27 protein-coding genes are annotated in these 22,248 nt (G+C 62.1%); 8 read left to right on the forward strand and 19 right to left on the reverse strand.

The window, feature by feature from the left end:
• Nucleotides 1–258: 258 nt before the first annotated feature.
• Nucleotides 259–399, reverse strand: coding sequence for a hypothetical protein (locus ATY77_RS32900; RefSeq protein ID WP_190233579.1), 141 nt, complete (start codon nucleotides 397–399; stop codon nucleotides 259–261).
• Between the two features lie 217 nt (nucleotides 400–616).
• On the opposite strand from ATY77_RS32900, the gene ATY77_RS16975 reads away from it, so the two are divergent.
• The gene (locus ATY77_RS16975) at nucleotides 617–1,090 is read left to right on the forward strand and encodes a VOC family protein (RefSeq protein ID WP_088688291.1); all 474 of its coding nucleotides are present in this window, start codon (nucleotides 617–619) and stop codon (nucleotides 1,088–1,090) included.
• Nucleotides 1,091–1,299: 209 nt separating this feature from the next.
• Complete coding sequence (locus tag ATY77_RS16980; RefSeq protein ID WP_088688255.1) at nucleotides 1,300–2,145, forward strand: NAD(P)H-binding protein; 846 nt, start codon at nucleotides 1,300–1,302, stop codon at nucleotides 2,143–2,145.
• A 188-nt stretch (nucleotides 2,146–2,333) separates the two neighbouring features.
• On the opposite strand, the gene ATY77_RS16985 is transcribed toward ATY77_RS16980, so the two are convergent.
• Complete coding sequence (locus ATY77_RS16985) at nucleotides 2,334–3,497, reverse strand: hypothetical protein (protein ID WP_141103940.1); 1,164 nt, start codon at nucleotides 3,495–3,497, stop codon at nucleotides 2,334–2,336.
• Nucleotides 3,498–3,646: 149 nt separating this feature from the next.
• On the opposite strand from ATY77_RS16985, the gene ATY77_RS16990 reads away from it, so the two are divergent.
• Complete coding sequence (locus tag ATY77_RS16990; RefSeq protein WP_245314353.1) at nucleotides 3,647–4,021, forward strand: hypothetical protein; 375 nt, start codon at nucleotides 3,647–3,649, stop codon at nucleotides 4,019–4,021.
• 69 nt (nucleotides 4,022–4,090) lie between these two features.
• Here ATY77_RS16990 and ATY77_RS16995 read toward each other — a convergent pair whose 3' ends face one another.
• From ATY77_RS16995 to ATY77_RS17010, 4 genes are all read right to left on the reverse strand, one after another.
• The gene (locus tag ATY77_RS16995) at nucleotides 4,091–4,408 is read right to left on the reverse strand and encodes a hypothetical protein (protein WP_141103941.1); all 318 of its coding nucleotides are present in this window, start codon (nucleotides 4,406–4,408) and stop codon (nucleotides 4,091–4,093) included.
• A 303-nt stretch (nucleotides 4,409–4,711) separates the two neighbouring features.
• The gene (locus ATY77_RS17000; RefSeq protein ID WP_088688259.1) at nucleotides 4,712–5,554 is read right to left on the reverse strand and encodes an SDR family NAD(P)-dependent oxidoreductase; all 843 of its coding nucleotides are present in this window, start codon (nucleotides 5,552–5,554) and stop codon (nucleotides 4,712–4,714) included.
• The gene (locus ATY77_RS17005) at nucleotides 5,551–5,871 is read right to left on the reverse strand and encodes a DUF1778 domain-containing protein (protein ID WP_088688292.1); all 321 of its coding nucleotides are present in this window, start codon (nucleotides 5,869–5,871) and stop codon (nucleotides 5,551–5,553) included. The genes ATY77_RS17000 and ATY77_RS17005 overlap by 4 nt, the downstream gene beginning before the upstream one ends.
• Nucleotides 5,872–5,922: 51 nt before the next feature.
• A complete protein-coding gene (locus ATY77_RS17010) occupies nucleotides 5,923–6,747 on the reverse strand; it encodes a helix-turn-helix transcriptional regulator (protein WP_088688260.1) in 825 nt (274 codons plus the stop codon).
• Nucleotides 6,748–6,838: 91 nt separating this feature from the next.
• Here ATY77_RS17010 and ATY77_RS17015 point away from each other — a divergent pair, with 91 nt between their 5' ends.
• Entirely contained in the window at nucleotides 6,839–7,729 is an 891-nt protein-coding gene (locus tag ATY77_RS17015; RefSeq protein WP_088688261.1) for an SDR family oxidoreductase, read from the forward strand.
• A 375-nt stretch (nucleotides 7,730–8,104) separates the two neighbouring features.
• On the opposite strand, the gene ATY77_RS17020 is transcribed toward ATY77_RS17015, so the two are convergent.
• From ATY77_RS17020 to ATY77_RS17030, 3 genes are read right to left on the reverse strand one after another with little or no spacing between them, the layout of a single operon-like run.
• A complete protein-coding gene (locus tag ATY77_RS17020) occupies nucleotides 8,105–8,689 on the reverse strand; it encodes a hypothetical protein (protein ID WP_141103942.1) in 585 nt (194 codons plus the stop codon).
• Nucleotides 8,690–8,749: 60 nt separating this feature from the next.
• Nucleotides 8,750–8,959 carry a hypothetical protein gene (locus ATY77_RS17025; RefSeq protein ID WP_088688263.1) on the reverse strand — a complete coding sequence of 70 codons (210 nt, stop codon included), beginning with the start codon at nucleotides 8,957–8,959 and terminating at the stop codon, nucleotides 8,750–8,752.
• Between the two features lies 1 nt (nucleotide 8,960).
• Entirely contained in the window at nucleotides 8,961–9,161 is a 201-nt protein-coding gene (locus ATY77_RS17030) for a hypothetical protein (protein ID WP_088688264.1), read from the reverse strand.
• A 127-nt stretch (nucleotides 9,162–9,288) separates the two neighbouring features.
• Between ATY77_RS17030 and ATY77_RS32905 the strand changes: the two genes are divergently transcribed.
• Both ATY77_RS32905 and ATY77_RS17040 read left to right on the forward strand, forming a co-directional pair.
• Nucleotides 9,289–9,462 carry a hypothetical protein gene (locus ATY77_RS32905; RefSeq protein ID WP_088673453.1) on the forward strand — a complete coding sequence of 58 codons (174 nt, stop codon included), beginning with the start codon at nucleotides 9,289–9,291 and terminating at the stop codon, nucleotides 9,460–9,462.
• A gap of 399 nt (nucleotides 9,463–9,861) precedes the next feature.
• The gene (locus ATY77_RS17040) at nucleotides 9,862–10,791 is read left to right on the forward strand and encodes a hypothetical protein (RefSeq protein WP_088688265.1); all 930 of its coding nucleotides are present in this window, start codon (nucleotides 9,862–9,864) and stop codon (nucleotides 10,789–10,791) included.
• 13 nt (nucleotides 10,792–10,804) lie between these two features.
• On the opposite strand, the gene ATY77_RS17045 is transcribed toward ATY77_RS17040, so the two are convergent.
• Both ATY77_RS17045 and ATY77_RS17050 read right to left on the reverse strand, forming a co-directional pair.
• A complete protein-coding gene (locus ATY77_RS17045; protein WP_088688266.1) occupies nucleotides 10,805–11,314 on the reverse strand; it encodes a cytochrome P460 family protein in 510 nt (169 codons plus the stop codon).
• Between the two features lie 415 nt (nucleotides 11,315–11,729).
• Nucleotides 11,730–12,173 carry an SRPBCC family protein gene (locus ATY77_RS17050; protein ID WP_088673451.1) on the reverse strand — a complete coding sequence of 148 codons (444 nt, stop codon included), beginning with the start codon at nucleotides 12,171–12,173 and terminating at the stop codon, nucleotides 11,730–11,732.
• 175 nt (nucleotides 12,174–12,348) lie between these two features.
• Between ATY77_RS17050 and ATY77_RS17055 the strand changes: the two genes are divergently transcribed.
• Nucleotides 12,349–12,918 carry a TetR/AcrR family transcriptional regulator gene (locus tag ATY77_RS17055; protein ID WP_088688267.1) on the forward strand — a complete coding sequence of 190 codons (570 nt, stop codon included), beginning with the start codon at nucleotides 12,349–12,351 and terminating at the stop codon, nucleotides 12,916–12,918.
• Between the two features lie 57 nt (nucleotides 12,919–12,975).
• On the forward strand, nucleotides 12,976–13,845 hold the full coding sequence (locus ATY77_RS17060; protein ID WP_088688268.1) for an SDR family oxidoreductase: 870 nt from the start codon (nucleotides 12,976–12,978) through the stop codon (nucleotides 13,843–13,845).
• Nucleotides 13,846–13,883: 38 nt separating this feature from the next.
• Here ATY77_RS17060 and ATY77_RS17065 read toward each other — a convergent pair whose 3' ends face one another.
• The 8 genes from ATY77_RS17065 to ATY77_RS17095 form a co-directional block, all read right to left on the reverse strand.
• Nucleotides 13,884–14,576, reverse strand: a complete 693-nt coding sequence (locus ATY77_RS17065) for a type 1 glutamine amidotransferase domain-containing protein (RefSeq protein WP_088688269.1) — start codon at nucleotides 14,574–14,576, stop codon at nucleotides 13,884–13,886.
• A 126-nt stretch (nucleotides 14,577–14,702) separates the two neighbouring features.
• Nucleotides 14,703–15,839, reverse strand: coding sequence for a glycosyltransferase family 2 protein (locus ATY77_RS17070; RefSeq protein ID WP_088688270.1), 1,137 nt, complete (start codon nucleotides 15,837–15,839; stop codon nucleotides 14,703–14,705).
• 115 nt (nucleotides 15,840–15,954) lie between these two features.
• Nucleotides 15,955–16,179: a hypothetical protein gene (locus tag ATY77_RS17075; RefSeq protein ID WP_141103943.1), complete on the reverse strand. Its 225-nt coding sequence runs from the start codon at nucleotides 16,177–16,179 to the stop codon at nucleotides 15,955–15,957.
• Nucleotides 16,167–16,409, reverse strand: coding sequence for a hypothetical protein (locus ATY77_RS32910; protein ID WP_088688272.1), 243 nt, complete (start codon nucleotides 16,407–16,409; stop codon nucleotides 16,167–16,169). The genes ATY77_RS17075 and ATY77_RS32910 overlap by 13 nt, the downstream gene beginning before the upstream one ends.
• Nucleotides 16,410–16,493: 84 nt before the next feature.
• A complete protein-coding gene (locus ATY77_RS17085; protein WP_088688273.1) occupies nucleotides 16,494–17,516 on the reverse strand; it encodes an NAD-dependent epimerase/dehydratase family protein in 1,023 nt (340 codons plus the stop codon).
• A gap of 294 nt (nucleotides 17,517–17,810) precedes the next feature.
• Nucleotides 17,811–17,945: a hypothetical protein gene (locus tag ATY77_RS33390; RefSeq protein WP_280950748.1), complete on the reverse strand. Its 135-nt coding sequence runs from the start codon at nucleotides 17,943–17,945 to the stop codon at nucleotides 17,811–17,813.
• A gap of 280 nt (nucleotides 17,946–18,225) precedes the next feature.
• Nucleotides 18,226–19,035 carry a hypothetical protein gene (locus ATY77_RS17090; protein WP_245314354.1) on the reverse strand — a complete coding sequence of 270 codons (810 nt, stop codon included), beginning with the start codon at nucleotides 19,033–19,035 and terminating at the stop codon, nucleotides 18,226–18,228.
• Nucleotides 19,032–21,815 (reverse strand): EAL domain-containing protein, encoded by a 2,784-nt coding sequence (locus tag ATY77_RS17095; protein WP_088688274.1) that lies wholly within the window; start codon nucleotides 21,813–21,815, stop codon nucleotides 19,032–19,034. The genes ATY77_RS17090 and ATY77_RS17095 overlap by 4 nt, the downstream gene beginning before the upstream one ends.
• Nucleotides 21,816–22,248: the final 433 nt, after the last annotated feature.

Below are 22,248 nucleotides of genomic sequence, written 5' to 3' on the forward strand. Positions count from 1 at the left end.
AAAACCCAAACGTCTGGCCCTCACCGCCCTCATGCGCAAGATCATCACCATCGCAAACGCCCGCGTCAGAGACGCCTTGCGACAGAAAAACGAAATAATGCCAATCTCTGCATAACTGACTTGGTGACGGAGGAAAGGTAAGTTGCCGATGGAGGCAGAATGGATGCAAGAAGCAGCGCTGCGGCACGATCCTTCGAGGCTCCAGCCTTCGGCTTCCGCACCTCAGGATGAGGTCCGTTGGAGGCTGCCTCCCCCCGCCTAAAACACGCTGCCGACTGCGCGGTCGGCAAGGAGCTGCAAAGTATTAATCGCGCCGTAAATTCCACGGCCGCCGTAATAAAAGCTGGCCCACAGCAGCACGCTGAGAAAAAAAGCTGCAATGAAGGCCCAGAACTTCACGCAAGACGTCTTTCTGATACAGCTAGACTTATTTTATATTAGAAATGTTTACTATATAAATTTCACAAACGCAAATAGAATTATTCAACCTTAAGATTGCATAACACCGGCAGGCAAGCGCGCTGGGTCAAAATGGCTGGCATGGGCTGGAGAAAGCCGCCTCGCCTCTTATGTCAAGCATGAGATCGGAAACGACGAGCGAAGGGACCATGCCATGCTGAACAAGAACACCATCTGCCTCTGGTACGACAGGGACGCCGAGGCGGCCGCCCGCTTTTACACGGAGGTCTTTCCCGGCAGCGCCATGGGCGCGGTCATCCGGGCGCCTGGAGATTATCCCGAAGGCAAGCAGGGAGAGGTGCTGGTCGTCGAATTCACCGTCGCCGGCGTGCCCTGCATCGGGCTGAACGGCGGCCCCTCGATCAAGCACAATGAATGCTTCTCCTTCCAGATCGCCACCGAAGATCAGGAGGAAACCGACCGCTACTGGAACGCCATTATCGGCAATGGCGGCCAGGAAAGCGCCTGCGGCTGGTGCAAGGACAAGTGGGGCGTCTCCTGGCAGATCACCCCAAGGGCGCTGAGCGAAGCGCTGAAAGCCGAGCCCGCCGAGGCAAAACGCGCCTTCGACGCGATGATGACCATGCACAAGATCGACATCGCCGCCATCGAAGCGGCGCGGCGCGGCTGAGGCGCTGGCCGTCAAAGTCCTCTTATACCGCCAGAAAGCAAAAAGCCCCGCCAATCATTGACGGGGCTGTCCTTGCTGAAAATCGCTTCGCTATAGATCCTGGGAGAATCAATGCCTGCCTTCTGGCAGGCCAGGCTGGCGCCAAGCTTGCGCCACCACAGGAACCACCCGTGACCCGCTTCGTTTCCCGGAAAACAGCGAGGTGAAACATGTATGTGGTTCTCGGTGCAACAGGCAATGTCGGCTCCGGCCTCCTGGGGGCGCTGCGAGCGTCCGGCGAGAGCGTCATCGCGGTCGTCCACAGCGCGGAAAAGGCGCGCGCGATCAGCGGCGGCAATGTCGAGGCGGTGGTGCAGGATGTCTCGGATGCGGCGGGGTTGCGGGCCGTCTTCCGGCGCGGCAGGCGTGCCTTTCTCCTCAATCCGTCGGCCGATCCCGAGACCGATACCAACAGGGAAGAGCTGAAGACCGCACGCAGCATTGGCGCCGCGCTCGAGAATTCCGGCCTCGAAAAACTCGTGGTGCAATCGACCTATGGCGCCAGGCAAGGCGATGGCATCGGCGATCTCTCCGTGCTTTACCAATTCGAACGGCTGGCTGAGGCGAGCGGCATTGCCACGGCCATCAACCGCGGCGCCTATTACTACACCAATCTCGACATGCTGCTGGAACCGGCCCGGCAGGGCTCCATCCCGACCGCCTTTCCCGAAGACCTCACCCTGCCGATGGTCTCGCCCGCCGATCTCGGCAAGGCCGCCGCCGCGCGCCTGGCAAGTCCGGTGAGCGACACCGGCATTCACTATGTGGAAGGGCCCGAGCGATATGATTTCGCGGATGTCGCGGCTGCCTTCTCCTCGCTCGTGGCCAAACCCGTCCGCGTCGCGACGACGCCGCGCAGCGGTTTGGAGGAGAGCTTCCGCGCGCTCGGTTTTTCACCCGCCGCCGCCCGCTCTTATGCCCGGATGACCGAGGCGACGCTCGACGGCCCCGAATTGCCGCCGGCGCCGCATCGCGGCACGATCAGGCTTGAAGATCATATCGCAGCGCTTGGATGATCTGCCCTGGGAACAGCGACTTAAGGCGCATCGGCTGAATCAAATTCTCAGCGACCTGTTGCTGACATCATCGCGCCACGGGTTTTCAAACGTTGCCATGGATGCCGGCAACCCTCAAGAGAGCCTCATCCTGAGGTTCGATCCACAGGATCGCCTCGAAGGACGAGGCGGGCGCACCGCCCCTCCCGTCAATCGCCGATCGTAAATCCCCACAACGACGGATCGATCAGCTCGCGCGGCGGCATCATCTCCTTGATATCGACCGGCCGGCGTTCCACCTCGACGGCGGCGAAGGTCTCGATGGCGCCGGATGCATCGCGACCGATGAGTTTCAGCGGCATGCCATCCCTGGTGACGCATTCGGCTCTCAGGACATTTTTGACGGCCGGCCTCAGAATATCGGGCTTCATATCGAACCAGGTGCAATCTTCTCCGCGATGCGACGAGGACGGCAGGTTCATGTCGACCCGCTCGAACGTCTTGTCGAAGGCGGTGTAGGGATAGCTGGACGCGCGCGGCGAACGGCGGGCCTCGAAGCGATGCAGGTCGTCGACCGTGGAGACCGCCATGCCCTGGTTCTCGAGCTCGTTCCAAACCTTGAACTGCACCGCTCCATCAGGCCCGCGCCGGTCTTCGAGCCGCCATGGATAATGCCTGAGCAGCCTGATCTCAGTCCGGCCGTCAGCTGTTTTCATCCTGACGTCGAAATCGGCACGATCTGCCGGCCTCTCGGGATAATCGCGCCGCGGCTTCAGCCAGAAGGCCGGCTCGAAGATCCTCTTCGGCGGCCGGACATCGGATTCCGCCACCGGCCCGCGCTCGAGCTTGACCAGATCCGTCCCGTCATTGGCCGTCATTTCGCCGAAGGGCTGGCTGGTGGCGACTTCGATGCCGTCGCGCGACAAGCAGCTGCGCCACGGCGGCTGCACCCGGTCTTCCGTCTCGGCCTTCTCGCTCAGCTCCCACCAGTGGCAGACCTCACCGGCCTTGACGCGCACCACGCCGGTGTCCTTCGCCTCCGGCGGCGTGACTTTCTCGATGATTGCCGTGGCGAAATCTTCGTCGTCTTCCGATTTTGCCAGCCACAGCAAGAACGGATTGTCGAAATAATTGCCGTAGGCGACGGTCGTGACCGGCGTCTTGACCTCCTCGACCTTCGTCCATCCCTTGTGATGCAGGACGGTACGGGCGAAGGTTTTCACCTCGAACCAGGTCTCCCGGATGACCATGGAAGCCTTGTAGTCGGGCACATCGCGGCTGGCGAAGAAGGGAATATCATCGGCCCTGCCGCCGCCGGCCGCCAACAGCACCGCGCCTGCTATGACGACCAAGGCCGCTGCACGTCTTGTCACGATAAAATCCTCGCCGATCTCCAAATGCCGGGCAACGGCAATCCCTCTTGCCACTCTGATTGACTTGAAGAGAAAATCAATATTCATTCAAGCCGAAGTTGAGGATTTATATGAAAAACGCCTTTATATTCTTGCTCTTAGCAACGTCATTGATTCCGCTTTCGGCCTGCACGACCACCTCCGAGGGCCTCCGCCGGCAGTCGGAGTCGATCACCGCCCGCAGCGGCGTCAGAACGCTGGTGGCCAAGAATTGGCATATCGACGACGACTGCCGCCACATCGATTACCCCGCCATCGACATCGTCGAACGGCCCAAACACGGCCGCCTCGAAATCGTCCACGAACCGCTCTTCCCCAAGCTCGACGGGAAAGCCTCGAAATGCGAAAAGACGAGGGTCAACGGCGTCGTCGGCTATTACACGCCCGACCCCGGCTACACCGGCAAAGACCGACTCGTCATCCGCTCGCCCTATGAAGAGGGCAAGACGGAAGAAGGCGTGCTGAACGTGACGGTGGTGAAATAAAGATCAACACGGTGCCGGCGGTCCAAATGCAGCCGCCGGGCGCCACGCCTTTTCATAGTAGGCCACGGTCTACTCTTGGCCATCCTTCGGCCCCTTGGCGTAGTCGCAGATCGACGTGAAATAGCGTGTCTGCCCTGCGAACTCCGCCTTCGACAATCCGAATTCGTAAACGGCGAATTTGTCACTGTGATAGTAAAACGCTGCGGAGAGGAACTCTCCCAGACGTCCGCAGTCCCCCATGCCAGCGCCCGTATAGACCGATAGCGTTTTGCCCTTGAAGGTCCCCTTCACCACCTTGTCGACCTCAAAGTCGCCGCGCGTCAGCCGTGGCGGCTCGCGATCGGTTTGCGAATCCGGCAGCTCCACGCCAAAGGTCACGAGCTTCATGCGGCCTCTGACGATCAAATCCGCTTTCGCAAATCTTTCCTTCGCGGACGATCGCCCGCAACTGCACGCGGATGCCCCCGAGGCCGGCAGCACCATCAGAACCGACGCGGCGACGAAGGCCACGGCACGATATGAATTCATTGAAATCCCCCTCCCGCGCGGCTGAAATCTTGCGCGGTCATCGACAGCATCACCGGAGATTTGTCGGGATTGAGGCGAAGGGCTGGCCGGTTTCTCGCGATGGTGGAGAGAAACCGTACGATCTAGCTGTCACGACGATCAGCCCTTCGCACTCTCAGAATTTCAGCTTTTCGCAAAGTCCGCCGCCGTCAGGGGAACGGGCCTGTAGCCGTTGACGTCGGATATGTCGTATTCGCGGCCGAGCTCTGCCGCCACCAGCACCCGCCCGGATTTCGACATCAGCGCGGGATCTCGCCAAAGTCCGGCAATGACATGGCCGATGAACTGAGGAGATTCGGAGTTGGACAGGTCGAAATATTCGGCATTCTCCAGCACCGCTTCGGTGCGGACCAGGCCGGGATAGAGCGAGACGGCGGCGACATTGTGCGGACGCAGCTCATGGGCGAAATCGGCGGCCATCTTGTCCGTGGCAGCCTTGCCGATGCCGTAGATGGCATTGCCCTCGTAGAGCTGCGCCGCCCAGAAGGAAATATTGACGATCAGGCCGCGCTGGCCCGAGATCATCATCGGGGCGACGGCGCGCGATGTCATGAAAGCCGCCCTCAGCGCGGTGCCGATCATTGCGTCCCACCGCCAGACCGGCTGCTCCCAGAAAGGCCGGGGCCAGGTAAAATCGCCATTCTCGACCATGTTTTCATAGCCGGGCCAGGCATTGTTGACCAGAATATCCAGCCCGTTGCCGGCTCGGATCTCTTCGGCCACACGCTCGGTTTCGGCATCGCTGCCGTGGTCGCATTGATGAAGAACGACGGTTCCGGGGAGCGCCGCAGCCTCGCGCGCAAGCCCCTCCAGCGATCCTGCGCTCTTGCCTCCCTCACTTGCCTTCGCCTCGGAAAGGGTCCGCCCGGTCACATGCACCGTGGCTCCCTCGGCGAGCAGAGCAAGCGCAATCCCGCGGCCGACACCGCGGCTCGCGCCCGTCACCAACACAACGACATCCTTCATGTCAGCTGGCCTCCCCGATGGCTATTTGCAGCGGCATGCATTGGAGCTGTCGGCATTGCTCCGGCCGCCGCCAGCAGCTTTTCATTCGGCCGAGGGGGATTTTCCAGGAGTTCGACAATGCGCGCGTAATCGCGTTCCGATGCTTCAATGACCTCCGCTTCGGCGATGATGGCATCGGCCTCGTGCAATGCTGATTGCGTCGTGAAATTCACTGGATCCGTATTGCAAGGCGCCACCTCCGGCAGCAGCTCGGCTTCGGCTGGTGAGGCAGGCCGCAGGCTCATACGCTCATTGTCTTCAACGGGCACTCTCGGCATGGCATGCTCCATCTGTGCTTATTCGAAGCGTAAGCATGATGGTGACGCATGTCACCCCACCACCCGCCTGATCTTCTCGGCGTCCTCCGCCGTCGCCGGATTATACACAACCATGCTGAGGTCCGGCCGCCCGTCCACCTGGAAGGCGGAATATTCGAAGGAGAGCAGGCCCAGCACCGGGTGCTTGATGTGCTTGGCGCCCTCGCCGTGGGTGCGCACGTCGTTGTCGCGCCACATGGCGAGGAATTCCGGGCTCCTGCGGCAGAGTTCGTCGACCAGCGGCTCGACTTCAGCGGCAGCACCGGCGCGGGCGGCATCGACGCGGAAGGCGGCGACGACGAAGCGGGCGACACTTTCCCAGTCATATTGGGCGGCGCGCACGCGCGGATCGAGGAAGATGAAGCGCAGCACGTTGCGCTCCTCGGGCGGCAGCGCGCCGTAATCGGTCAGCAGCACGGTCGCCGCCCGGTTCCAGGCGACCACGTCCCAGATGGCGTTGCGGATCAGCGCCGGGCTCGGGTCCAGCGCATCGAGCACGCCCTGCAGGCGCGGCGTCACACCCTGTTCGTTGCGGTAGCGCACCTCCGGCGGACGGCCGAGGCCGATGAGGAAAAGGTGTTCGCGCTCGATATCGGTCAGCATCAGGGCGCGCGAGATCCGGTCGAGCACGTCGGCGGAGGGCGCGCCGCCGCGGCCCTGCTCCAGCCAGGTATACCAGGTGGGGCTGATATTGGCGCGGCTTGCCACCTCCTCACGGCGAAGCCCCGGCGTGCGCCGCCGCTCTCCCGCAAAGCCCAGCGCTGCCGGATCGAGCTTGGCGCGGCGGTCCTTGAGATAGGCGCCGAGCCGGTTTTCGGTGCTGACGAATTCGCTCATCCTGTTAGCTTTTATACCATGATAAGATCACTACTTTACCATGATAGCACTCTCGCCGATATCTGTCTCCAGTTCATCAGGAGATATCGACATGCGCGTATTCGTCACCGGAGCCACCGGCTGGGTCGGCTCGGCCGTCGTCAGGGAGTTGCTCGCCGCCGGCCACGAGGTGCTGGGCCTTGCCCGCTCGGAGAAGGGAGCAGCGGAGTTGGAGGCCGCGGGCGCCGCCGTCCAGCGCGGCACGCTCGAAGATCTGGAGGGGCTGACGCGCGGCGCGGCCGAAGCCGATGCCGTCATCCACACCGGCTTCAACCATGATTTCTCGAAATTTGCCGAAAACTGCGCCCTCGACCGGCGCGCCAGCGAGGCGCTCGGCGAAGCCCTCCGGGGCTCCGGCCGCCCGCTTCTGGTGACGGCAGGACTCGGCCATGCGCCGGGCCGCATCGGCATCGAGAAGGACCCGCCGATGCCGACCAGCGAGACCTATCCCCGCGCCTCCGAAATCACCGCAATATCGCTCGTCGCCCGCGGCGTGCGCGCCGCCACCGTCCGCCTCCCACCCTCGGTGCACGGCCATGGTGACCACGGCTTCGTGCCGATCCTGATCGAGACCGCACGACGGACGGGCATCTCCGCCTATATCGGCGAAGGGCAAAACCGCTGGCCCGCCGTCCACCGGCTGGACGCCGCCCGCCTCTACCGCCTGGCAATCGAACGCGGCGCCACCGGCGGCCCGTTCCTGGCGGTGGCCGAAGAGGGCGTGGTTTTCCGCCGGATCGCCGAAGTGATCGCCCGGCGGCTCAATGTGCCGGCCGCCTCGCTGTCGCGGGAAGAGGCGGCGGAGCATTTCGGCTGGTTCGCGATGTTCGCCGGCTTCGACGTGCCGACCTCGAGCGCGCATACGCAGGCGTTGCTCGGCTGGCAGCCGACCGAGCCAGGGTTGCTCGCCGATATCGATCATCCGGCGTATTTTGGCGGGTGAGCCTGCCGCTGAAGAAATCATCTGCCTTCGCTTGCCGCTCAAGGCGAAGCGACGACCAATGGAGGTCCTGCCGTGTGGCCCCCTCATCTGCCTGCCGGCATCTTCTCCCCGAGGGGAGAAGCGGGCAGGTGGTGAGCTTCATGCTCCACAGGAGCGTTCAAGAAGGGCGAGACGTCGCCTCGATTCGGCTTCTCCCCAGCGGGGAGAAGATGCCGGCAGGCAGATGAGGGGGCTACACGGCACATCCATTGCACAGCTCCGGTGCGCCAAGCCTTGCCTTCTCTCCAGCCTCATCGCCTTCGTCCTTCGAGGCTTCGGATTTCAGCTTGCGCACGTTATCAGGATGAAGGCTGATTGGCGTCTCTGGAATGGACCTTAAGACGCGTTTGCCCGTTGGCAGAATTCCATTGGCGGCATGTCTTTCAGGGAGTCGCGAAAGGCTTGGAATTTCGCTTTCGCGTTTCCGCCAGCCTGCTGATCCATCATCCGCCACTCTTCCTCGGTGGGTTGAGGGCTATAGTGCAGATCTGTGAATGTCACCGTTGTTCTATCGTCAGAGAATGTATAAACCGAAATCAAGGACAATTTTCCCCAACCATTGTCCGTCATCACGACCGTATTGTCTTTTTCGGACAGGCTTATATCGCGACCGATGGCCCGCGGCTCCTTGTCGCCGAACATGATCATCTGTTTGTTTTCGATGCGAAAATGAAAGCCCTGGCAATTCGCTCCTTTTTCATAGAGGTCCTTGCTCGTCATCTTGGCGATCATCGAAAGTTGCTCTTCTTCCGAGCAAGACGAGAGCAATGCCAAGACAAGCACTGCACATCGATTTCTCATGGTCGTTTCTCCCGCGGCGGAACCAGTTCCATCTGCCTTGACATAACGCAGGTTGAAAAACGCTTGACTAATTTCAATCCAAAACCCTAATTGGAAGACACTGAAATTGACGAACGCCAACCTCAGGCAGCCGGAGACCGGCTACCTCTCTTCTTAAACCGCCTCTCGAAACGTCTTCCCCTACCGCGTCCGCCCCTCGTTCATCTCCGCAGGATCATAATTGATATCCCAGTCCTTTTCGGGCTTCTTCTTCCCCGGCGGGTGCTTGTGCACCGTCGCATCCTCCGAGCCGGTGATGACGGTCGGCTTGGCGCTGGCGACGCCGCTTGCCTTTCGGTCGGCGCGGGATTTGGCGAACTGGCCGGCTGCGTCCTTCTTGGGGTCGGCCATGTCATTCGCCCTTCTGCTTCACCGCGTCGGAAATGTCGCTCGTCTCCGGATCGCGGTTGTTTTCGCCGTTGGCGTCACGGTTCTTGTCCGGATCGTCCTTGGGTTTCAGGTAGCCGCGCGGCCGGTTGCCCTTCGGCCCTTCCCAGCGGGGGGACTGGTCGGTGGTGCCGGGGGCGCCGTCCCTGGGTGTCGTCATGCCCATCGTCGTTTCTCCTTGGTTGAGTGAAGAAAAACCACCAAGGCCGGGAAGTGTTCCGGCAGAAAATATGGAACCCTCCCGGGTTCAATCGGTTGCTCAAAGGTCCTGAACCTCAAACAGGGAGCCGAAAATGAGCAAGACCAACGTTCGTGAAATCCAGAAACGCGCCGAACAGCAGGTGAAGAACACCAGCGCCGGCGGCCACCTCGGCGGCACCTATTTCGGCCAGCAGCCGGACGGAAAAACCGCCTCGGACACCACCAACGACAGCGCCAAGGCCCGGCCGAACGACGGCAGCAACTGAGCGGCGCGCTTCTAGAAGATCCGCGAGAGGCGTGCCATGGGACACCCCCTCTGCCCTGCCGGGCATCTCCCCCACAAGGAGGGAGATCGGCTGGGCGAGATGGCCTGCCCAAACAACGAGTGCATCCTTATTCCGATATGATGGAAAGGAACAGGTGATCCAACCTCTTGCCGATCTCCCTCCTTGTGGGGGAGATGCCCGGCAGGGGAGAGGGGGTGTCAAACCCCGTCAGCGCCGCTTCCTTGCCGTAAGCATCCTCCACAGTCTCTCATCGGGGCGGCTCCACGCCGAAACGCCCAGGGAAACCCTCGCACCACCCTCATTGAACGGCAACGTCCCTGCCCTAGCTTATGCTGGCGGCCGGCCGGCCGTGGGGGCACATCCGGCAGCGAGGGCGACGTGGCATCCTGTTCGATTGACGATGCGATCCGGGAGCTTGTCCCGGTCCTTTCCCGGGCGCCGGCGGGTGCGGTCAGCGGCGAATGGACCGCCACGACCATGCAGGCCGGCCATTCCTCGAGCACCGGCGGCTATCGCGATGCGGCGGGAAAGCAGGTGCCGGACGATTCACGCGATCCGCTGCGCGCCATCGGCGCTGTCGTCGAAAAGCTCGATGCGGCTTCGAGCGAGCGCTTCAACCGGGTGGTGGTCCGCTGGAGGAAGCCGGCCCTGCCCTTCATGCGGGCGCAGGTGACGATCGAAACCAGCTTCGACCCGTCAATCGTGCCGCGCGGCCCCGACGACCCGATCTACGAGCGCGCCGCAAGCGCCCGCCGCGCCTTCTGGCAGGGCCGCGGCAGCGTGCGCGAAGGTTTTGCCGCCGAGCGCGCCTCGGCCAATAGCTACGCCCAGACCAAATGGTTCGGCCCGCACCGCCACATCCTCGCCATCGATGCGCCCGGCCGGATGATCCTCGCCACCGACGGCCTCTCCACCCCCTGGGCCGGCATTTCCGAGCCCGAAAACGGCGTCGAATGCGAACTCTTCATGGAGTTCGGCGCCGCGACGCTGGTGGCGACGACGATCGGCGACTGGGGAAACCTGTTGATCAACCTCGGCGATCTCGTCGCCGACGGCCACCGCATCGCCCGCGATGTCGAAAAACACGGCGCCGTCCTGTTCTGCCGGCTGACGGAGGATTACGCGCCGCTGACCCGCATCGTGCTCAGCCGCGATCCCGGCCGGATCGACGGCATGCCTTTCGGCTCCGTGCCGCTGATCCGGGCGACGGCAATCGCCGAAGCCGAGATCGACGGGAGCGACCCCGGCGAGGACTGGGGCGCGACGGCGGCGCGCCTGGCGCTGGCCAAACGCGGGATCGAACTCTGAGGAGACACGCTCCTCACGGCGCATAGCGCGTGAAGACGTAGTCATGGTCTTTCACATTGCCGACATGGCAGGAAAGACAGGTCTGATGCTGTGCGATATCGACCGGCTTGCCATCGACGAACCGTCCGAAACCCCAGCCATGGCTGTCGGGATATTTCTTCGAGTCCTTGACCATGACCTGCACCGTGGTCGGCGCGCCCGGCACCGTCGCCGGCGCAAATTCCGTCGATTGCTTGCGCTTATAGGCAAGCTTCACGAGGATCGATCCATCGGGAAAAGGCAGTGTGCCCTTCTTGTAGGCATCGACCGCGATATCGTTGCCGAGCACGGCGCGCAGCTCATCGAGCGGCGGCGCTTCCTGGGCCGGAGCGATGAACTTCCAGTCGCGGTAGCCCTCGGGGATGGTGACGCCATAGATCGGCGAGGCATTTTCCGCCGGCGCCTCCTCGGCGGCGGAATGGGACACGGCGACGCCGAGGGCGAGACTGGAAGCGGCAAAGATGCCGAGGAGAGCGAATTTCATGAGTAACTCCTGCCGGGCTGATGGTCCGCGGCAGGATCGTTCCGGATTGTATCCGGCAGATGTCGGCAGCCGGCCGAAATGTATCGAAATGTATATGCGGCCGGAGCGGCGCACCCGCCTCGCCCTTCGGGGCCCCTGCGGGGCACCTCAGGATGAGGCTCTCGTGGATGCAGCGGCGACGCACCAGGGCGCTGCCGCGACACCCTCTTCCTTTGCCAATGAGGCGCGGCATCCTCCAACGCTCCCTCATGCTGAGGTGCGCAGCCCCAAGGGCGGAGCCTCGAAGCACGCGCACAACATTGCTTCTTGCATCTTCAGCCGCCGGCACACCCGCCTCGCCCTTCGAGGCCCCTACGGGGCACCTCAGGATGAGGCTCTCGTGGATGTTGCGGCGACTCGCGCCAGTGCTGCGGCGCTACTCGTTGATCTCAGGCTCGACCACCTTGGCGAGGTTGCGCAGCGATTCCTGCCAGCCGAGATAGCAGGCTTCGGCCGGGATCATATCGGGCACGCCGGCCTGGGTGATATTGACCTCGGTGCCGACCAAGACCTTCTTCAGCTCGACGGTGACTTCCATTTCACCGGGCAGGTTCGGATCCTCGAACTTGTCGGTGTAGCGGACGCGTTCGCCCGGCACGAGCTCGAGGAATTCGCCGCCGAAGGCGTGGCTGTTGCCGGTGGTGAAGTTGCGGAACGACATTCTGAACGTGCCGCCGACGCTCGGCTCGATATGATGCACGGTGCAAAGGAAGCCGTTCGGCGGCAGCCACTTGGCAAGCGCATCCCCTTCGATGAACGCCCGATAGACCTTCTCCGGGCTGGTAGCGAAAACGCGGTGCAGGCGAATGGTGCTTGGCATGGTCGTGATCCTTTTGACCTGTTGGAATAGACGAGCCTAGGACGGGCGGGACCCGAGCGATCCGACACCGGATCGATCTTTTCTTCAAGAAAAATTGCTGCGCTCCCCCGGCCTGCTTGACAGAAAGTGCAGCCATTTTTAAATGAGTGAGCACTCAGTCATTCAGAAAGCGAACATGGCCCGGCCGCGCAGCCCAGACAAGCGTGACGTCATCCTCAAAGCGGCGGGACAACTCTTCGCCGATGAGGGACTGAACGCGCCGACCGTACGGATCGCCAAGGCGGCGGGCGTCGCCGAAGGAAGCATCTTCACCTATTTCGCCAGCAAGGACGAGCTGATCAATGAGCTTTACCTGGAACTCAAAGGCCAGCTGCGCGCCGCCGTGGTCCTGCCGCCCGATACGGCGGATCTCCGGGAATGCCTCTGGAAAGCATGGCATGGCTATGTGAGCTGGGGGGTGGCCCACCCGAGGGAACATCAACTGCTCACGGTCCTCGCGCTCTCCGGCCGGATCACTGACGCCGCCCAAGCGCAGGCGCTCGATGCCTTCGGCGACGTCGCCGACGTGCTGCGGCAGGCAATGGGGCTCGGCGCGCTGCGTCAGCAATCGCCGGGCTTCGTCGGCGCGCTGATGTCCGGCATGGCCGACACGACCGTCGATTTCATCCGCAATTCCCCAACCGATGGCGACATCACCTGCCGGGACGGCTTCTCCGCCTTCTGGAATGCCATCAGCCATGACTGATCTTCTTGCGCCAAATAAATGCGTGAGCACTCACTCATTATAACAGAAAGACAGACGATGACACATGATCTTCTCGGCAAAATCTTTCTCGTAACGGGAGGAACGGACGGGATCGGCAAGGCGGCCGCAACAGAATTCGCAAAGCGCGGCGCATCCCTCACCCTCGTCGGCCGCAACAGGGCAAAGACGGAACGGACGATCGCGGATTTGACGGCCGCCACCGGCAACCCGCATCTGGATTACCTCATCTGCGACCTCTCCCGCATGGCGGAGATCAGCCGCGCGGCGGAAGAGTTCAAGGCGAGGCACGACCGTCTCGATGTGCTCGTCAACAATGCCGGCGCCATGTTCAAGACGCCGCTGATCGGCCCCGATGGCATCGAGCTGACCTTCGCGCTGAACCACCTCGCCTATTTCCAGCTCACCACCTCCCTGCTCGACCTGATCCGCAAGACACCGGGCGCACGCGTGGTCTCGACATCGAGCGCCATGCAGGCCCGGGGAGCATTGGATCTCGGGAAGACGCCGACTTCGACGGAGGGATCGGGCATGCGCGCCTATGCGACATCCAAGCTTGCCAACGTCCTCTTCACCAAAGAATTGCAGCGCCGTCTGGATGACACCGGCGCAACGGCCAACTGTTTCCATCCCGGTACGATCCGCAGCCAGTTCGGTGGCTTCGGCGCCGATGTCGGCTTCTGGATTGGCCTGGCATTCACGCTCGCCAAACCTTTCGCCAAATCTCCGGAACAAGGCGCCGATTCCCTCATCTGGCTCGCCACCGCCCCGGAAGCGGCCTCGCTCAAGGGTCAATACATCGCCAACCGCCGCCCGCTGACCCCGCAGAAACAAGCAGTGGATGCGCAGCTGGCGAAAGATCTGTGGGCGCTGAGCGAGACGCTCTGCGCGCAGGCCAAGGCCCGTTAATGACGGACGCCGCGGCGGCAGCCGGAGCCTTTGGCTCTCTAAGCCGCGGCCTTCTTCTTCAAGGCGTTGAGCAGGGTGCGGGCGCCTTCCTTCGAGGAGGCCGGGTTCTGGCCGGTGATCAGCAGACCGTCCTGGACGACATGCACGCCCCAGTCCGCCGTCGAGGAAAACGTCGCGCCCTGGTCTCTCAGTTCGTCCTCCAGCAGATAGGGAACGACATCGATCAGGTGCACGGCATCCTCTTCGGAATTGGTGAAGCCGGTCACGGTGCGGCCTTTGGCGATCGGCGTTCCATCCGGCGCCTTGACATTCATCAGGATGCCCGGCGCGTGGCAGACGAGCGCCACCGGCTTTCCGGCCGCCAGCATCGTCTCGATGAGCGACAGCGCGTGGCGGTCGTTCGTCAGGTCCCAGAGCGGGCCGTGCCCGCCGGGGAAGAAGACGCTGTCGTAGTCGCCTGCGCGGACCTCGGAGAGTTTCATCGTATTGGCGAGCGCCGATTTTGCGGCCGGATCGGCCTCGAAACGGTGCGTATCATCCGTCTGGAAGCCCGGCTCGTTGCTCTTCGGATCGAGCGGCGGCTGGCCGCCTTTCGGCGAGGCAAGGCTGATGTCGACGCCTGCGTCGCGGAAGACGAAGTAAGGGGCGGCGAATTCCTCCAGCCAGAAACCCGTCTTCCGGCCGGTATCGCCCAGTTGATCATGCGATGTGAGAACCATGAGAATTTTCATTGCTCAGCTCCTTCGTCCCGGATCGCGGACAAGCCGTCGGCGTCCGGTTTTACGGTGAATACTGCCTGCAGATCTCATGCTAGAACGAGAGAGACCATAGACCCGTCATCCGTGCCGTACAAGCGATCAGACGCGGCTTTCGAGCGCCGCTTTCTCCCTGACGGGGACGGCATGGGCGGAACTCAGCGCCGCGTCGGTTTCGGCCAGGCGGGCGGCGCGGCGGCGCATCCTCGGGCTCTTCGGCATTTCCGGCCTCGACGCAGACGCCAGATCCTGAAAGCGCGGCTTGCTGCATGGCCGGGCCAGGCGCTCCCGGCCGATGATCGCCAGCAGCAGCTTGCGCTTCGCATAGCCCGCCGAGCTGCGCAGGATCAGCCTGATGAGGAATCCCGGATCAGCCTTGAGGACCGCCCGGGCCGACGCGGCGGCCAGGCGGTAATTGCCTGCGAGAATATATTGGTTCACCGCATATTTATGGGCGGCGAGGATGGCGCTGCGGATCGCATAGGAAGACAGCTGCGGGCCAGCGGCGAGCGAACGCCGCGTCACTTCGGAGAGCGCGCTCGCCATCCTGACATAGTTGGAAGACATGTTTCCGGGATATTTTCGGTAGCCGAGCAGCCGCTCCGGCACATATTCGATGCAATAGCGCGCCGCCAGCCTCAGCTCGAAATCGAGATCCTCGCAGCCGCCGATGCCGGCCGCGGCATAGGAGCTGTCGAAACCGCCGATCTCGAGCGCCGCCTGCCGGCGCACCAGAAGCGAGCTGCCATTGCCGATATATTTGAATGTGAGATGCCTGGCATAGATATAGCCTCGCGCGAAAAAAGACGGTCCCAGACCGTTGAGCTCATCGTCCCGATTGATGAAATGGTGCAGCACATAAACCGCGGCCCATTGATCCGGCAGGCGGTCGAGAGCCCCCACCTGTTTTTCGATTTTGGCGGGATGCCAGAGATCGTCCGCATCGAGAAAGGCGACATAGGCCCCCGAGGCGGCCTCGATGCCGGTGTTGCGCGCGGCGGCGACGCCGCGGTTTGCCGTGCGAAGCAGGCGGATCCTCTGATCGTTCGCAGCCACCCGCTCGACGAGACGCGCCGTATCGTCGGTCGAACCGTCATCGACGACGATGATCTCCAGGGCCCGATAGGTCTGAGACGTGGCGGAGGCAAGCGTGCGCTCGATGAAGGGCGAAGCATTGAACGCCGGAACGACCACCGAGACCAGCGGCTGCAAATGCGGCGTTGCTCCGATCGACTCCACGACTACCTCCCAAAAGGCACGGCCAAGCCGCCCGTCAGCGCATTTCCGTTTTTTCCCAGAGCAACGCCATGTCACCGACCGGCGATATGCTCAGCCGGTCTCCATGTCTTCCCGATCAGCCGGCCGTTCGCGGCTCGATGATGCCGGCCGGCATCGCCGCGAAACGATCGGCAAACGGCGTGCCGCTTTCGGGAATCTCTACACTCGCCGAAGTCCCGCCATTCGGCAAGCAGGGCGAAGGCCCCCTGCACCTAAAGGATGACCCCAGCAACCGCCAAAGCCGGTCGGCGCCGAAGGCGGCGAGCGCCATCGGGAAGCGGGCGGCGATCAACAGCGCCACTTTTCTGATCTGGTCGCAGTCCCCGGCGAGAACCGCGGCGCCACCGCGAAGGACAGCCATTCGGCGAGCGCCAGACAGAGCTTCAGGTCCTCGCAGCCCTCGGCGCCGCGGTCGCGCAGCGACGGATCGTAGCCGCCGCACGCGAGCACCCCGGCCCGCGGCATCAGCGGCGTGCTGGCATTGTAGGCCGGGATGAGGACGGATACCAAGGGCGCGGATTCAGCGGGCATGGGCGGTTATGCCGAGGGGCGAACGTCGTGTCGCCACCCATAACGCAGCACGCTGGAACCCTCTCCTCTATCGCCACTCTGTCCTCATAGACCGGAGAAGCTGCCGATATCCGTGTTCTTCTGCGGGCGCGGGCGCGCCACAGCTTTGCGCGGCTTGGCGGCGGCGCGTTCCATCTCCGCCCTGAACCAGTCGAGCGTCTTCAGCACGCCTTCTTCATAGCTGACCTTGCAGGACCATTCCGGCATCACGTGCTTGGCGTTGGTCAGGTCCGGCCGGCGGTTGGTCGGATCCTGCGGCGGCGACGGCTTGAAGACGATCGGCACGCCGCCCATCAGGCTGGAGACATATTTGGCGACGTCGAGCACCGAGATCTCGCGGTCGTTGCCGACATTGAGCGGTCCCCGGTAATCGGTCTCGTTCATCCAGAAATAACGGGCGAAGCCCTCGGTGATGTCGTCGACATAACCCCAGCTGCGCGATTGCAGCCCGTCGCCGAAGACGGTGATCGAGCGGCCGGTCAGCGCCTGGGTGATGAAGTTGGAGACGGCCCGGCCGTCATCCGGCCGCGTCCGCGGCCCATAACAGTTGAAGGGCCGCACGACCCGGACATCGAGGCCCTGGGTGCGCTGCAATTCGAACAGCAGCGATTCGGTGCAGCGCTTGCTTTCGTCATAGGAAGAGCGCGGCCCGGTGCAATCGACCTGGCCCTTGTAGCTTTCCGGCTGCGGCGACACCAGCGGATCGCCATAGACCTCCGATGACGAGGTGAAGCAGAAGCGGCCGCCCTTCTTCAGGAGGTCGAGCAGCCGGAAGGCGCCGAGCAGGTTGGCCGAGATCGTCCGCTTCGGTTCTTTCATGTACCAGGGCGGCGAGGCCGGAGAAGCGAAATGGTATATCTCGTCGAACGTGTCGGAGGTTTGAAGTGTTTCGACGTCGGACCGCACGAAATGCAGCCGCGGATCCTTGATGTGGGCCAGATTCTCCGCCCGGCCGGTCCAGAGATTATCGACGACCACAAGTTTGCTGATATTGCTGCGCAGCAACAACTTGTCGCACATATGCGAGCCAATGAACCCGGCTCCGCCTGCCACCAGAACTTTTTTCATTCCATGCCCCTGTTTCTTCATTTGCCGAACCTCGTGCAAATATAAAACAATGCCGAATTAAGCAGTCATACGCCTGAAGGATTAGCTTTAACATGGTATAATATCGCTGATGACATATTTTCTTCAGGGATATTTGCAACCGCTGCAAGATAAAATCAGACGAATGGGAAATTGCTTACCCGAGCGCGACAATAATAGTATCGACAGGCGCTGTCGTCAGACGTTAGTCTGATGTCGCGACGATTGAGAAACTTGGTTGATCTCAATGCGCGAATGTATGAATCTGCCGCCTTATCAGGCCTTTTGGCGGCAAAGAACCGCAACCACACGTACATTCGGCCGTTTTGATCGCCCTCGCCCCGGCCAGAAATCTTTCGCGACGCAGCAAAAAATTTCCTCTTCGGTCGGCAGTGCGACGACGTCAGCCATGGTGGATGGTCTCCCCTCCCCAACCCCTCCCCACAAGGGGGAGGGACTTAACTCGCGGCACCGCCTCATGCCAAAGTGAGCGTTCTTGCGGACGAGAGGTTGCGGCGAGAGCGGAGAGAGGCCGGCAGGTTAGCCCCTCCCCCTTGTGGGGAGGGGTTGGGGAGGGGTTTTGCTGGGTCAGAAGTGCATTTTCGACTTCCAGCACTCGCCACAGCGTTGAGAATACGGCACTAGCTTGGGGCGACGATAGCTTGCAGCTCAGCAAGACTATCTGAATCGCTCAGACAGAGCGCATGATGGTTCGCATCTCCGCAAACACGTCAAAAAACTGTTCTTTCATGCTGTCAAAGCCGGAGGGAAAACTGTCACCAACCCTTGCCTCAAACTGGTAGTCATCGAACGTATCTCTGGCGTGTCGTTTGAGCGAGCCTGAGATTTTCTTTCCACCTCTTTCGACACTGTAACTGCTTGACTGTTCACAGGTCGGGTTCGTGAAACGGTTTTTGATGAACTCACATTGAAGTCCGATGAGGGCGGCCGGCACGAATTTTCGTCCCATGAAAATCCCGACATATTCTCCTCCGACGGTTTGAATGAACACTTCGTCGATGTCTGGATGAATGTGTAGTTTGTATTGGCAATGCGAGCCCGGTTCGCTCTGAGGATGCGGCGTTGCTCCGTATACCGAACGTATATGCTGAAATCGCCTCATTTTGGAATCCGGATCGTGACCTGGAATATCGCACTCATAAAAGCGATCATTGAAACGATGAGCTGCTCTTGTAATCTCTATCCTATCGATAAGGTCCGGGCTGCGAGCTTCCTGCCAACCATCGAACGTAAGATGATCAGGAGCGTTGCCCTGAAAGGCCGCTGACAATAATACCTCGATTGCACTTTCGAAGACCTTTATCTCAGGTTCCGAGAGACCCTTATAGTTGGGGCGTTCGACAGAGGCCGGCCGATACCGCAGCACTGGCTCGAACGGTCTCGGAGATCTGCCCCGCTGAATCGCAAGCTGCAGCACCCTGTCAAAATCCCGCTTGTCCATCGGCATCTTTCCATTTTTCACTGAACCGGTTTCGGTCAAGCCGCCTTCCCAACCACCGGCTCGCCCATCGCCTGCGGCTTGCCGAGCAGATAGCCCTGCGCCTCGTCGCATTGCTCTTCCGAGAGCGTATCGAGCTGCGCCTGCGTCTCCACGCCTTCGGCCAGCACCGGCACCTCGAGGCTGCGGCCGAGGGCCAGGATGGCGCGGACGATCGCTTTGGATTGCGGGCTGGTCTCGACCTCGGCCATGAAGCTCTTGTCGAGCTTGATCTTGTCGAAGGGGAAGGAGCGTAGCGTTTCCAGCGAGGAATAGCCGGTGCCGAAATCGTCGATGGCGATCGAGACGCCGAGCGCCTTGATCTCGCGCATCGTCCGCAGCGCCTTCTCCTTGTCGACGATGATGGAGCTTTCGGTGATCTCGATTTCGAGGCGGCGCGGGTTCAGCCCGGTTTCCAAAAGAATGCCTGCGATCACCGCGGCCATGTCGGCATGGCCGAGCTGGATCGGCGAGAGGTTGACGGCGATCTTGTAGCCGTTGTTCCAGCTCGCCGCCTCCCGGCAGGCTTCCCGCAGCACCCATTCGCCGATCGGCAGGATCGCGCCGCATTCCTCGGCAAGGCCGATGAAATCCATCGGCGGGATGTTGCCGCGCTCGGGATGGCGCCAGCGCAGCAGCACCTCGTAGCCGGTGATCTCGCCCGTCCGCACCGATTTCTGCACCTGGTAATGCAGATGCAGCTCCTTGCGCTCGATCGAGGCCCAGAGATCGTTGGCGAGCGCCCGCCGCCGGCGCGCCATCTCGTCCATATCAGCCTCATAGAAACAGACCCGCTGCAGCAGCGATTGCTTGGCGCGGTACATGGCAAGATCGGCATTGGCGAGAAGCCCGTCGACGCTTGCCGCATCGCTCGGATAGATCGCAACGCCGAGGCTGGCGCCGGTCTTGATCTCGAAGCCGTCGATGGAGACTGTGCCGGCCAGCGCCCCTTCCAGCCGGCCGATATAATCGTGCAGCGCACTCAGCTCGTCGAAGCGCTTGGTCGCCGCGAATTCGTCGCCGCCGAAGCGGGCGATGAACTCGCCCTCCTGCCGCGCGGCATCGAGACGCCGGGCAAGCTCGACCAGCACCTTGTCGCCGGTGGCGTGGCCGTGCTGGTCGTTGACCTCCTTGAACTTGTCGAGATCGATGCCGATGACGGCGACATTGCCCCTCACCCGGTCGGCGATCATCATCTCTTCCGAGACGCTCTCGCCGAATTGCAGCCGGTTCGGCAGGCCGGTCAGCCCGTCATGCTTGGCGAGGAAGGCCACCTGCTCTTCGGATTTCAGCCGGTCGGTGATGTCTTCGAAGGTGACGACCCAGCCGCCATCGGCGAGCATGTTGACATGCTGCTGGATCGAATTGCCGCTGGCATATTTATGGACGGCGCTGCCGGAGCCGGCGCGGATCAACGCCATGTTCCTGATATAATGCGCCTCGGCGAGTGCCGCGGCCTCCGCCGCATCGTCGGTATTGGCGGCATAGCCGATATCGACGATCTCGCGATAGGCCATGCCCGGGCGCACCGAGCCCTCGGGAAAGCGGAAGATTTCGAGATAGCGCTTGTTGCAGAGCACCAGCCGCTCGTTCCTGTCGAACATGCAGATGCCCTGCCCCATGTTTTCGAGCGCGACATCGAGGTTGCGGGTGACCTCCTCGATCCGGTCGGCATCCGCCTTCTGCTTGCTGCTGTCCTTGGTGATCTTGGCATAGCCGATCAGCGCGCCGGTCTCGTCATAGATCGGGTCGATGACGACATGGGCCCAGAAGGAGGAGCCGTCCTTGCGATAGCGCCAGCCCTGGGCTTCGAACTTGCCCTCGGTGCGGGCGGCCTGAAGCGCCCGCTGCGGCAGGCCCTTGCGCCGGTCTTCGGCCGAATAGAACAGCGAGAAATCCTTGCCGACGATCTCATCCGCGCTATAGCCCTTGGCGCGCTCGGCCCCCGCATTCCAATTGCTGACCTTGCCGTCGGGATCGAGCATATAGATCGCGTAATCGGTCACGCCTTGCACGAGCAGCTTGAAATTGCGCTCGGCCCTTTCGGTCTTGGCGCCGGAGCGCACGGCGAAGATCGCCGCCGCAAAGCCCGCCGTCAGCAGCGAGAAGGTCACGGCGACGATCGTCACCACCATCATCGCCGGCGAAAGCAGCATCGAGGGGTTGAACGCCGAAGCATCGGGCACGACGGTCACACCCGCCGTCGCCGTGAAATGCAGCGCCACGACGCCGAGCGTCAAGAGCACCGTCGCCGTGAACTTGCCGAGCGTCGAGCGGCCGCTGCGGCCGGCAAAGCGGAAGGCGGCGACCGAAAAGCCGATGCCGAGCGCGACCGAGGCCACCAGGAACCACGCATCCCAGGAGATCTCGCCCGGAAATTCGATCGCCAGCATGCCGCTGAAATGCATGAGCCCGATGCCGGCGCCGAAAAACGCGCCCGCCAGAACATTCGCCATCCACCTGCCATAGACGATCTTCGCCGCAACCGCCGCCGTCGTCGCCACGATCGCGATCAACAGCGAAACCAGCGTCAGCCCGGCATGATAACCGACGACGACGCCGGGGTCATAAGCGAGCATGGCGATGAAATGCGTGGCCCAGATCCCAAACCCGCCAGCCGCCCCGGCCGTCGTAAGCCATGTCAGGCGCACCGCCCCATCCGACGACATCGCCCGATCGAGCAGAACCATCGCGCAATGGCTGGCGAGAAAGCAGATCAAACCCGCAAGCCCGACCAGCGTAAGATCATGCTGCTCGGTGATGCACGTCAGAACGGTGTACATGGAACAAGCCCTCGATATTCGGGGGCCACGCTAATCAGCGGTCGCTTAAGGAAGGTTGAAATGGGTGGGGTGTGGGGGTGTGGAAATGCCGGGGTTGGGGCGGGTTGTGGGATTAGGGTTTATGGGCGGTGTTTGGGTATGGTGAATGGATTGGTGTGGGGGCGATGGGCTGAGGCGAATGCGACTCCAGAATTTTTCGATCGCCCGCGCAAAGAAGCGCTGGCGCCTTCAAGAGGCTTGCCGATATCACTATTAAAGAACGACGAAAGCTGCAATCGACCATGCGCGATTTGCGACGGCCGGGGGCGGCTGCGAAACGCGCACCTTTCACGAAAGCCTCCTAGGCTCCACCTCAATTTAGGAGTGCATGAGCGTCTACGGGAGTGTTTTGGTGTTGCAGGTGTCTCAGTAATGAGAGAAATTCGCTTCGTTT

Origin of the sequence: Rhizobium sp. R634, assembly GCF_002211305.1 — a bacterium.
Taxonomy (GTDB): domain Bacteria; phylum Pseudomonadota; class Alphaproteobacteria; order Rhizobiales; family Rhizobiaceae; genus Rhizobium.

What these genes read in the sequence shown, in the direction of transcription:
- ATY77_RS17085 (WP_088688273.1), bottom strand. Translation starts at nt 17,516, where the DNA reads ATGAAAAAAGTTCTGGTGGCAGGCGGAGCCGGGTTCATTGGCTCGCAT.
- ATY77_RS17095 (WP_088688274.1), bottom strand. Translation starts at nt 21,815, where the DNA reads ATGTACACCGTTCTGACGTGCATCACCGAGCAGCATGATCTTACGCTG.
- ATY77_RS32910 (WP_088688272.1), bottom strand. Translation starts at nt 16,409, where the DNA reads ATGCCCGCTGAATCCGCGCCCTTGGTATCCGTCCTCATCCCGGCCTAC.
- ATY77_RS17050 (WP_088673451.1), bottom strand. Translation starts at nt 12,173, where the DNA reads ATGCCAAGCACCATTCGCCTGCACCGCGTTTTCGCTACCAGCCCGGAG.
- ATY77_RS17025 (WP_088688263.1), bottom strand. Translation starts at nt 8,959, where the DNA reads ATGGCCGACCCCAAGAAGGACGCAGCCGGCCAGTTCGCCAAATCCCGC.
- ATY77_RS17015 (WP_088688261.1), top strand. Translation starts at nt 6,839, where the DNA reads ATGCGCGTATTCGTCACCGGAGCCACCGGCTGGGTCGGCTCGGCCGTC.
- ATY77_RS17010 (WP_088688260.1), bottom strand. Translation starts at nt 6,747, where the DNA reads ATGAGCGAATTCGTCAGCACCGAAAACCGGCTCGGCGCCTATCTCAAG.
- ATY77_RS17060 (WP_088688268.1), top strand. Translation starts at nt 12,976, where the DNA reads ATGACACATGATCTTCTCGGCAAAATCTTTCTCGTAACGGGAGGAACG.
- ATY77_RS17030 (WP_088688264.1), bottom strand. Translation starts at nt 9,161, where the DNA reads ATGGGCATGACGACACCCAGGGACGGCGCCCCCGGCACCACCGACCAG.
- ATY77_RS17045 (WP_088688266.1), bottom strand. Translation starts at nt 11,314, where the DNA reads ATGAAATTCGCTCTCCTCGGCATCTTTGCCGCTTCCAGTCTCGCCCTC.
- ATY77_RS17055 (WP_088688267.1), top strand. Translation starts at nt 12,349, where the DNA reads ATGGCCCGGCCGCGCAGCCCAGACAAGCGTGACGTCATCCTCAAAGCG.
- ATY77_RS17005 (WP_088688292.1), bottom strand. Translation starts at nt 5,871, where the DNA reads ATGCCGAGAGTGCCCGTTGAAGACAATGAGCGTATGAGCCTGCGGCCT.
- ATY77_RS16995 (WP_141103941.1), bottom strand. Translation starts at nt 4,408, where the DNA reads ATGAAGCTCGTGACCTTTGGCGTGGAGCTGCCGGATTCGCAAACCGAT.
- ATY77_RS32905 (WP_088673453.1), top strand. Translation starts at nt 9,289, where the DNA reads ATGAGCAAGACCAACGTTCGTGAAATCCAGAAACGCGCCGAACAGCAG.
- ATY77_RS33390 (WP_280950748.1), bottom strand. Translation starts at nt 17,945, where the DNA reads ATGGCTGACGTCGTCGCACTGCCGACCGAAGAGGAAATTTTTTGCTGC.
- ATY77_RS17000 (WP_088688259.1), bottom strand. Translation starts at nt 5,554, where the DNA reads ATGAAGGATGTCGTTGTGTTGGTGACGGGCGCGAGCCGCGGTGTCGGC.
- ATY77_RS17065 (WP_088688269.1), bottom strand. Translation starts at nt 14,576, where the DNA reads ATGAAAATTCTCATGGTTCTCACATCGCATGATCAACTGGGCGATACC.
- ATY77_RS16980 (WP_088688255.1), top strand. Translation starts at nt 1,300, where the DNA reads ATGTATGTGGTTCTCGGTGCAACAGGCAATGTCGGCTCCGGCCTCCTG.